Origin of the sequence: Pedobacter alluvionis (assembly GCF_003664035.1) — a bacterium.
GTDB lineage: Bacteria > Bacteroidota > Bacteroidia > Sphingobacteriales > Sphingobacteriaceae > Pedobacter > Pedobacter alluvionis.
On sequence record NZ_RCCK01000017.1, the window covers coordinates 41,704 to 50,246 of the forward strand.

The 8,543-nt window shown below is 37.6% G+C and carries 9 protein-coding genes; 1 reads left to right on the forward strand and 8 read right to left on the reverse strand.

Annotated features, from left to right (window positions below):
• Positions 1-37: 37 nt before the first annotated feature.
• The 8 genes from BCL90_RS25080 to BCL90_RS25115 all read right to left on the reverse strand — a co-directional run bounded on the left by BCL90_RS25080 (position 38) and on the right by BCL90_RS25115 (position 6,980).
• The gene (locus tag BCL90_RS25080; protein WP_121288051.1) at positions 38-595 is read right to left on the reverse strand and encodes a hypothetical protein; all 558 of its coding nucleotides are present in this window, start codon (positions 593-595) and stop codon (positions 38-40) included.
• An 8-nt stretch (positions 596-603) separates the two neighbouring features.
• The gene (locus tag BCL90_RS25085) at positions 604-2,040 is read right to left on the reverse strand and encodes a polymorphic toxin-type HINT domain-containing protein (RefSeq protein WP_121288052.1); all 1,437 of its coding nucleotides are present in this window, start codon (positions 2,038-2,040) and stop codon (positions 604-606) included.
• Positions 2,041-2,045: 5 nt separating this feature from the next.
• Positions 2,046-3,884, reverse strand: a complete 1,839-nt coding sequence (locus BCL90_RS25090) for a type VI secretion system Vgr family protein (RefSeq protein ID WP_121288053.1) — start codon at positions 3,882-3,884, stop codon at positions 2,046-2,048.
• Positions 3,885-4,084: 200 nt separating this feature from the next.
• Positions 4,085-4,537, reverse strand: a complete 453-nt coding sequence (locus BCL90_RS25095) for a hypothetical protein (protein ID WP_121288054.1) — start codon at positions 4,535-4,537, stop codon at positions 4,085-4,087.
• Positions 4,538-4,582: 45 nt separating this feature from the next.
• The gene (locus BCL90_RS25100; RefSeq protein WP_121288055.1) at positions 4,583-5,443 is read right to left on the reverse strand and encodes a hypothetical protein; all 861 of its coding nucleotides are present in this window, start codon (positions 5,441-5,443) and stop codon (positions 4,583-4,585) included.
• A 58-nt stretch (positions 5,444-5,501) separates the two neighbouring features.
• Positions 5,502-5,897 (reverse strand): type VI secretion system tube protein TssD, encoded by a 396-nt coding sequence (gene tssD / locus BCL90_RS25105; RefSeq protein ID WP_121288056.1) that lies wholly within the window; start codon positions 5,895-5,897, stop codon positions 5,502-5,504.
• 127 nt (positions 5,898-6,024) lie between these two features.
• Complete coding sequence (gene tssD / locus BCL90_RS25110) at positions 6,025-6,420, reverse strand: type VI secretion system tube protein TssD (RefSeq protein WP_121288057.1); 396 nt, start codon at positions 6,418-6,420, stop codon at positions 6,025-6,027.
• 422 nt (positions 6,421-6,842) lie between these two features.
• Positions 6,843-6,980, reverse strand: coding sequence for an SMI1/KNR4 family protein (locus BCL90_RS25115; protein ID WP_147438330.1), 138 nt, complete (start codon positions 6,978-6,980; stop codon positions 6,843-6,845).
• A gap of 700 nt (positions 6,981-7,680) precedes the next feature.
• Between BCL90_RS25115 and BCL90_RS25125 the strand changes: the two genes are divergently transcribed.
• Complete coding sequence (locus tag BCL90_RS25125) at positions 7,681-8,499, forward strand: oxidoreductase (protein ID WP_121288059.1); 819 nt, start codon at positions 7,681-7,683, stop codon at positions 8,497-8,499.
• Positions 8,500-8,543 lie beyond the last annotated feature (44 nt).

Below are 8,543 nucleotides of genomic sequence, written 5' to 3' on the forward strand. Positions count from 1 at the left end.
CGTTAAAACAAAAAAGCAACTCATAAAGTTGCTTTTTTTAATTTTTATCCCAATCCGGAGGTAACCACGGGTTATCATCGGGCTTACTAGAGTCATCATTTGGATTTCCCTCCTTTGTGCCTTTCTTACGATCAGAAATCATTTTATCTATAAAATCATCAAACTCATTTCTTGTAGGATTAATTTCTAAATTTTCTATACTAAAATTTATTTTTAGATATTCTAAAAACCTATCAGACATAAATAATTCATAATCTTTTAAAAAAACATCATCTATATCTTCTTTGCCATTAACTTTCATCCAATAAAACTTTGGCAATGATTTATTAAGATGGTAATTATCATCGAAATAAACATCCTTAGTAACTTCCATTTCATCAAAAGTAAAACCTGTATACTTTTCGTGTTCTAATGCTTTTTTTAATCTCTCTGTCACAATTGTTTCAGGTAAATTCCACAGTATGTCATCACCCAACCAATTTTCTAAGTTGATGTGAAGATGAATAATCTTTTGATGTACAGCATGGGGGTCGTCAAAAACTGTATGCTCACCCAAATCCATCATTATTTCTGGTACTATTTTTTGATATTTCATCTTGTTTATTATTTAGGTGGATTAAATAAATGTCCAAAAGTATCATCTATTTTTTTTACCATTGCCTCAACCTCCTCTTTTGTAGGTTTTAGTCCGGATTTTTCAAAAGCAGTATAAAACTTATTCCATTCTTTGTGTATTGCTCCTTGGTGCAGTGCAGAAGCACCATCTTTAGGAATTCCTCTTAAATTTTCTAAACTATTTTTTATTGCTTTATCAAATAATTCTGGCCATTTTGTAAATACTTTTTGAGGTATTGCATGATGTACTTGCGAAACTATTCCTTTTAAATGAGGGAAAGCTTCAAAAAAAACTTTTGTGTAACAGGAATTTAAAACTAAAATACCTAATTCTCCTACAAAATAGCAATGATGTTCTTCTACTTCAAATGTATAAACTTTTGTGATTTCGACTACATAATTTATTGAAATTACTGGTACACTCTTTCCATTCTTCACGAACAATGATTCTCCTATTGCAATTTGTTCAGCATCCTTGTATTCTCCATTTACATAAAAAGGATGTGTCCTTGTAGTCCTTATCATTTCTGCAGAGGTTTCTAATTCTAATATTTCTTCAACCTCATTGCTAAACAAAGCTATAACCTTACGCAATATTATTATATTCTTATCTTCATCATAGCTATATACATTATCTCCAATTTTTATATCCATAATTGGAATTTTGCCTTTATCAGTATGAACAAGTGTTTCGCCAGTAAAACACGATGTAACACACTTGCCGACTAAAGCAGCAATATCATCTACATGCTTGGCTGCTGCCTCTGCCAATGTTTTTGCACCTTCCTTCGTCAATACTTTTCCGGCGGCCTCTAATGCGGCTTTACCGGCAACTTTTAAGCCTGCCTTTAACCCACCTTTTGCTGCCGTAGAAGCTGCAGTTGTCGCGCCAAAACTAACCACACCGGCAATATCGAGCGCTAAAAAACCAACATTGGCGGCAACCATCCACCAGTTGCCTTTTGCTGCCGAGCGTACGATGCCGATAATACTACCCACCACAGGGATCAATTCTGCCGTATCCCACCAGCCCCAGCCTTCATCTTCTTCTTTTTCGCTGTGCTCATCGGTCATTTTAGCCAGTTCCTCTTCGCTGATGGGAATCTGCCCACTCGTCACGAATTCGATTTTACCTCCTATGCTACAGGGTAGTTTGGATTTGAAAAGTAGCGTTTCTTTCCCTTTTATTTTTACCCTATAAGTATCTGTCCAATCAACGGGTGCCGGCATACAGGCAGACCCGGTAACACTGCAAACCCCAAAAGAAGGTATATTGGTAATGGGAATTTTATCAGCCTTGGTACAGGCCATACAACCATTTATTTTAACATTCTGATTGGCCAGCCCCTTAAAAAAATTAGGAGCAGCGCCTTTATCGCAATGGCAAACGGCTTTATCAACAATATATTCTAACTGATCAGGCATAATTTTTAGGTTATATCAGTATCCTTAGAATTGATTCTTATTGTGGCAGTTCCGCTCATTTTAACATGGGCACCATTAATTATGGCTTCGGTACTTCCGTTAACCGATGCAGATGCCGTTGTACTTTCTACACTCACATCAGTTTTACCTTTAATAGCCACTCCCATTTCCGTAGCATCTAAAGTAATACCTTCTGTGTCAGCAGTAGCTGCAATGGTTTTCTTTGCACTGATCGCTATGGTGCCTTCGCCGCCACCTTCCTCACTGGGCTGTGCATTAACGGCAATGCTATTGCTGGCGTTCACAACAAAATCTTTAGTGTTTATAGTAAATGAATTGGGCGCAGTGAGCGTAATGGTTCCATCACCATGCATCACCAGTATGTTGCCACTTGGATCTTTCACGGTGGCACTGCCCTTACTGTCGTCCAATATTACAGAGCATCCGCTTCTGGTGGTCAGGCTCTTCGTTTTATTGGTTTCGCCACCACCAGCGCCAATTTTGCCGTGGTACATGCTGCCCATTACGAATGGCCGGTTAGGATCATTGTACCTAAAGCCGATTAGCACCTGGTCACCAGTTTCAGGTACAAATGCAAAGCCCCTGTTCTTGCTCACCTTGTCACTACTTCCCGCATCGGGAGTTAGTACCCTGATCCACTCTGTTTTATCTATTCCTGTTTGCCAGAGCATCTGCACTTTTACACGGCCCATGCCCTTAGGATCGTTATTATCAACCACCTTAGCAATCTGGCTTTCTGCTATTGGTGTCTTAATATTGTATACGGGTATAATATCGGCCCCAGCATCTATCCCGTAAAAATGGTTTTTATATTCGTTGTTCGACTGGATCTCGTGGGTTACCGAAAGCACCAGATAGCTTCCTTCATCCTGTTCTACAAAATCCAATTCTTCGCGCTGCGAATTGGTGATCTTAACAATACTGCCCAAGGCAACCGCAGGATTATCGCCTACGGCATTAATACCAATCAGGTCATTTGAAACGGCTGCCTTTTTTACTTTAATAATATCATCCAGTTCTTTTTGGGAAGTGATGCGGTTGCGCAACGGTGTATTGTTTTCTCCGCTAAAAGTTTCCTGCGACTGCTGGATGGCAAAAAGGCTATGTTCCGACAAGCTGCCGGTATCCGGTTTTGCCGTACCACTAAATATTTCGTCATTTTCCGAATTATAGGAGTAGTTGGAAAAATTAAGGTGGGCCACTCTAATGGAAAAGTCCATCTGTTCTATATCGCGGCCATAAACCAACTGGGTTTCTTCAATTTTGTCGGGCATCCCAAAGCACAGCTGCTCTCCGTTGTAATAAAACCATTCGCCATACAATGCCGAAATCCGGTTAATAAAATCAAAATTACTTTCTTTGTACTGGGTAAAATATCCAAGACTTGTATTACGGTTTACATTGATCTTTACGTCAACGCCTCCGGTCTTTAATACCTTAGAGGTTATACTCTCTATATCCAGCTGGTTAAATGACCGCATAAGTGCGCCGCCATCCAGCTTAATAGTTGGGCTATAGCCGCTTAGCACATATCCTCCGCTCTGTCCATGCGTCTTTATCACGCTTATTTTGGTTACCAGGCCTTTGAACTTATTTGCCGATTGGCCCATTACAGAAAAAAGCTCGATAGTAATATCCTTGCCTATCCAGTTTCTTGACTGGTAAACATCAAATGCTCCTGCAAGGCCAAGATCGAACAGACTTAAGTGCAGTTCGAAATCGTGGTGATTGTTAAATGATTGGACCAGTTTAAGATAGGTAAAATGGCTTATTTTTTCACCATCTACAAATATTTCTGCCCTTACCTTATTTGCTGTAGACATGTATTCCGCTTTAGATTTATATATGAGGTTAATTTATCATTTCTGTATAGGGCCGGTTTTGGTTTTAAACTAATGTTGCCCGGAAGTGTGGAAATTCCGAACTGTGCACATAGGTTATGTTTTACCAATCAAGCATTTTTCTTAGCGCTCTCGTTTTAAGTATGTGTCCTGTTTATTTTTAAATGGACAACTATTTTTGTCTAGCATTTTAAAATGAAACCCAACTGGCCGGTATAACTTCCCTTAGCAAATGACCTGGGTAAAATCTGTCTTTTAAAATAGGACTCAATCACAGCGTGAAGCTCTGCAATATCATTCCTGGTCAGTTGTTTGCACTCAATAAGTTCAGATTCCCTGTTCACTTTTATTACTTCACCTTTTTCATTTGTGGTGAGGGTATAGCTAAAAGAAATTTTATCGCAGTCGCTACAATTAGTCGTAACGTTTTTGGTCTTTAAAAAAGGATTCAGGCACTCGTTAAGAAACTTTAACTTTACATCAGACCAATCCAGTTCCTGTTTTACTTTGTCCATATCTATCCTTGTTGTATCCAGCTGTGGGGGATTTGTTTTGTTTACCATATTTGAATCTTCAGATCTTTTTTTTACCTGGGTATTTTCTTTGTTTCCGTCCAAATTACAGGATGCTGTCATGATAAAGCAGCAGCACAGTATTCCTATATTTTTTGATATTTTCATTTAATCTGAGAAGTATATATTGTTGCTATTGTTTTCCGGAGAAAATATTTTTTCGTAAGCCTGCATTGTTTTTACGATATCATCCATGCTTTTTCCGGCCAAAATCTGTTTTAGGATAGGGATTGCATCAGATCTTACAGACTGTCTTGTACCAAAAACAACTAAATTATCTTTTGATTTAATTTTCCCCGTTCCGGTACGCACAAGGCCAAACTTTTGCATTTTGTCTTTTACGGACCATTTACCCCTGATCTCATCCACATAATCTATAGATGAGCAGGCATTAAAAAACCAGACCTGATATAGATCTTCCCTAAAAAGATTCTTTTTGGTAATACTTTCTAAATCGTTATCCTTTCTTGACTTCATCCCCTTAACATATTTTATTCTGAGTGATTTATCGTGCGGTGAATTTTGAAGTCTAAGCTGATTTTTTGCGTGGGCAACTGTATTTAATCCTATAATGAAATTTTCTTTGCTGTTTTTTTCATCATCAAAGTCGGGACCTATACCTATTCGGCCGTGACCGCTATAAATCACTATTTCCTTTGTAGCCAAGAACGAGGCAAAAGTGCTTGATGGATTCTTCTTTTTTGAACTGGTTAGATAAGCATAGATATCTATATCGACCAACTGTTTTTTTGCGGTTAAAAAATATCGTTTACGCAAATAATACGTATCATAATAGACATCTGTTGATGATTTTGCTGTTTTGCGAAAGCCATTGCCCAACAATACAGTTATAATATCACCCAGCTCATTGGAGAAATTATTCTTTTCGCCGGCAAACTCGTAACCTATGCCGATTGCAATATCCAGCCGCTTATCACGGAATAGTTTTGCATAATCAATCGTTCCCATAGTTAGATGATTTATGAGGTAGAAAATGTAACTACAATTCTACCTCATAGATGAAAATTTAAGCTTTCGGCCAATCGTTTGTATGCTCGGCATTACCCAGCTTTAGTTTTCGGGCAGATACCACAAAACTTAAGGTCATCGGGGTATTGTCATTTACCGCGATTCCCTCATTATACTGGATGATGTAACCATCTTCGAAAGACAATTCCTTCATCTTAGCGTCTTCTTCTCCTTTTTTGAAGATAATGGTACCGGCTTGTGGTTTGTACTGGTTATTGACCATTGACTCGATCACTGAAGTATCTTCAGTGGATTCGATTTCAATGTGGATAGTTCCACCATAAACACCTGAAGACGGACGGCCTTTTGCGTCAACATCGCGGTTTAATGAAAAGCTACACTGTAGGACATCAAATTCTTTTGAGCCCAATGTTAATCTGGTTTTAAATGCCATTGTAGTAAGTTTTTAATGTTTTTAAATGAATGAATTGCAGTAGGAGGTTGGTATGGATCGAAGAACATGGTGCTTAGTTTAGTGTTAAGCATTTTAGACCTTCAACCTTCCCACCCTCAACCTAAGACTAGGCTTTTGGCCAGTCGTTAAGATGCTCGGCGTTTCCTAATTTAAGCTTGCGTGCTGAAATCTGGAACTTGAGTGTCATAGGGTGATCGCCCACAATGTTGATTCCTTCGGAATATTTAACAATGTAGCCGTCCTGAAATTCAACTTCTTTCATTTTGGCATCTTCCTCTGTTTTTTTGATCAGAAGGGTTCCTGTAATGGGTTTGTACTGGTTGTTTACCATCGCCTCGATAATAGAAGTGTCTTCGGTTGATTCGATCTCGATATCAATGGTACCGCCGTAAACACCGGAAGAGGGTCTTCCTTTAGCATCTACATCGCGGTTTAACGCATAGGCACAATGAAGCACATCGTACTCCTTGCCCGAAAAATTTAATCTAGCTTTGAAAGCCATAAGTTTAAAATTTAAAAGGTTTGAAAATGGATTGTCTATACAGCATCCGCTGTGGTAGGATGCCCACAAAAATCAATCCACTATTTTATCTATATGCCTCATTACCAAATCAAAAGACAAAATGTGGAAATTCAAAAACTGCAATCCTGATTATTCAATGGCTGTTTTTGATTCTTTTTAAAAGAATTTATCAACATACAACAAAGTAGTTTTAAACAGTAAAATTATATGAACAGGTGTATAGTATGCTGACTGCTAATCAGTACAGCACTGTATCGCCTAAGTTAGTACTGCACTGGCTTTGTAAAGAGCACTATAGTGTACTGTTTACGCTGAATTATTAAAATTCCCTAAACTGTAATTTTTCTGGTCTTCTTCATACTCTGAAAGTTAAAAAGGATAAGAATTTTGTCTTAAAAAAGTTAGCAACTCCATGGTGTTGCTGCATTGTATGCTAACACAATATCTTTATAATCTGATGGAAACCTAATGCCAAAAGCATCTTCCACTTTTTTTATGGAATTGATATCTGTTAGATCTTTTTTATATAACCATTTCATATTATAAACTTCTACTGAATCATCAATAATAATCTCCACCATTTATATTGCCTATTGGGAAAGTTAATCAGAGATTCGATTTTTATTGGTAGTATAATTATCTGATAAATCTTGGAATTTCTACTTAAATTTCAAAAAAATAGTTCAAAGGTGACGCAGGTGCAATCGCTCTTACATCAAAAGCTCATGCAAAGTTTGTCACTGAACTTGATTATGCCTCTCACGTTATTGAAAAAGACCATCAATTTCTAAAGATAGATGGTGTGTTTTATCGGAAGAATGAAATCTGGCGAGATAAAATTCTCAAGTTTAAAAGTGGAGCACTTGTAGAAACAGAACTCATCACCAAAAACTTTGCCACAGACGCTTTTCTGCCCTGCCTTGTATAGGAATAGTGGCTTACTATGCCGCGCAACATCCAGAACTATAGTAAAAGCTCAATGCTTTAAAAACAGCTTATTTTTAAGACATACAATGATAATACTCGAATTATTAGCGTTTTTCAAAATATGGTTGGGAGTTTGCTCGAACTTTTAAGGGGGATATTGAAGTTTATTGTTAATTAGTATGTCATTACCTCCAAAATTATACAGTCAGTAATTTGTGTTAGATATTCCCTATGCTGTGTTAATCTAGCCTAGTTTTTCATTCTAAATTTGTATTGTAAATAACTCATAAACAATTTAAAATTTAAAAAAAAATGAAAAAAGTAGCATTAATTACAGGAGCAAGTTCGGGAATGGGAAAATCAACAGCGAACCAACTACACAGCCAAGGTTATACTGTTTATGGCGCAGCAAGGCGAACCGAAGAAATGAATGATTTAAAAGCAAAAGGAATGGGGGTAGTATCGCTTGACTTAACCAGCGACACATCGATCATTGATGCTGTAAATACTATTCTCAACAAAGAAGGCAGAATAGATATTCTAATTAACAACGCAGGTTATGGGTCTTATGGTTCTGTTGAAGATGTACCGATTGACGAAGCAAGAAGACAGTTTGAAGTAAACCTTTTTGGAATGGCACGTTTAACTCAGTTGATATTGCCAACTATGCGTAACCAGCAATCTGGTAGAATCGTAAACATCTCATCCATGGGGGGTAGAATTTATACACCATTTGGTGCATGGTATCACGCAACCAAACATGCCGTAGAAGGCTGGAGCGACTGTTTGCGTTTGGAATTAAAGGAATTTGGTATAGATGTAGTGGTGGTAGAGCCAGGAGGTATAAAAACTGGCTGGGGTGAAATTGCGGCAGAAAATTTAAAGAACACTTCAGGTAAAGGAGCTTATGCTAACTTTGCCAATAAAGTAGCTGAGAATACTAAGAAAATGTATACGGGTAATCAATTAACTGATGTTGATGCACTTGGGCAAACTATTGCAAAAGCTGCCACCGTCAAAAATCCAAAAACAAGATACGTAAAAGGTTATATGGCAAAACCAGCAATAGCAATCAGAAAATGGTTCGGTGATAAAGTGTATGACAAAATAGTATTAAGCCAGGTTAAATAAGCTAAAAATAGAGCAGGAAAATGAAACAAGACATTATCAACGTA

Excerpts from the sequence above, each read along its gene's own strand:
- BCL90_RS25100 (WP_121288055.1), bottom strand. The coding sequence starts at position 5,443 with ATGGGAACGATTGATTATGCAAAACTATTCCGTGATAAGCGGCTGGAT.
- BCL90_RS25080 (WP_121288051.1), bottom strand. The coding sequence starts at position 595 with ATGAAATATCAAAAAATAGTACCAGAAATAATGATGGATTTGGGTGAG.
- BCL90_RS25115 (WP_147438330.1), bottom strand. The coding sequence starts at position 6,980 with ATGAAATGGTTATATAAAAAAGATCTAACAGATATCAATTCCATAAAA.
- BCL90_RS25095 (WP_121288054.1), bottom strand. The coding sequence starts at position 4,537 with ATGACAGCATCCTGTAATTTGGACGGAAACAAAGAAAATACCCAGGTA.
- BCL90_RS25085 (WP_121288052.1), bottom strand. The coding sequence starts at position 2,040 with ATGCCTGATCAGTTAGAATATATTGTTGATAAAGCCGTTTGCCATTGC.
- BCL90_RS25090 (WP_121288053.1), bottom strand. The coding sequence starts at position 3,884 with ATGTCTACAGCAAATAAGGTAAGGGCAGAAATATTTGTAGATGGTGAA.
- tssD (WP_121288057.1), bottom strand. The coding sequence starts at position 6,420 with ATGGCTTTCAAAGCTAGATTAAATTTTTCGGGCAAGGAGTACGATGTG.
- tssD (WP_121288056.1), bottom strand. The coding sequence starts at position 5,897 with ATGGCATTTAAAACCAGATTAACATTGGGCTCAAAAGAATTTGATGTC.
- BCL90_RS25125 (WP_121288059.1), top strand. The coding sequence starts at position 7,681 with ATGAAAAAAGTAGCATTAATTACAGGAGCAAGTTCGGGAATGGGAAAA.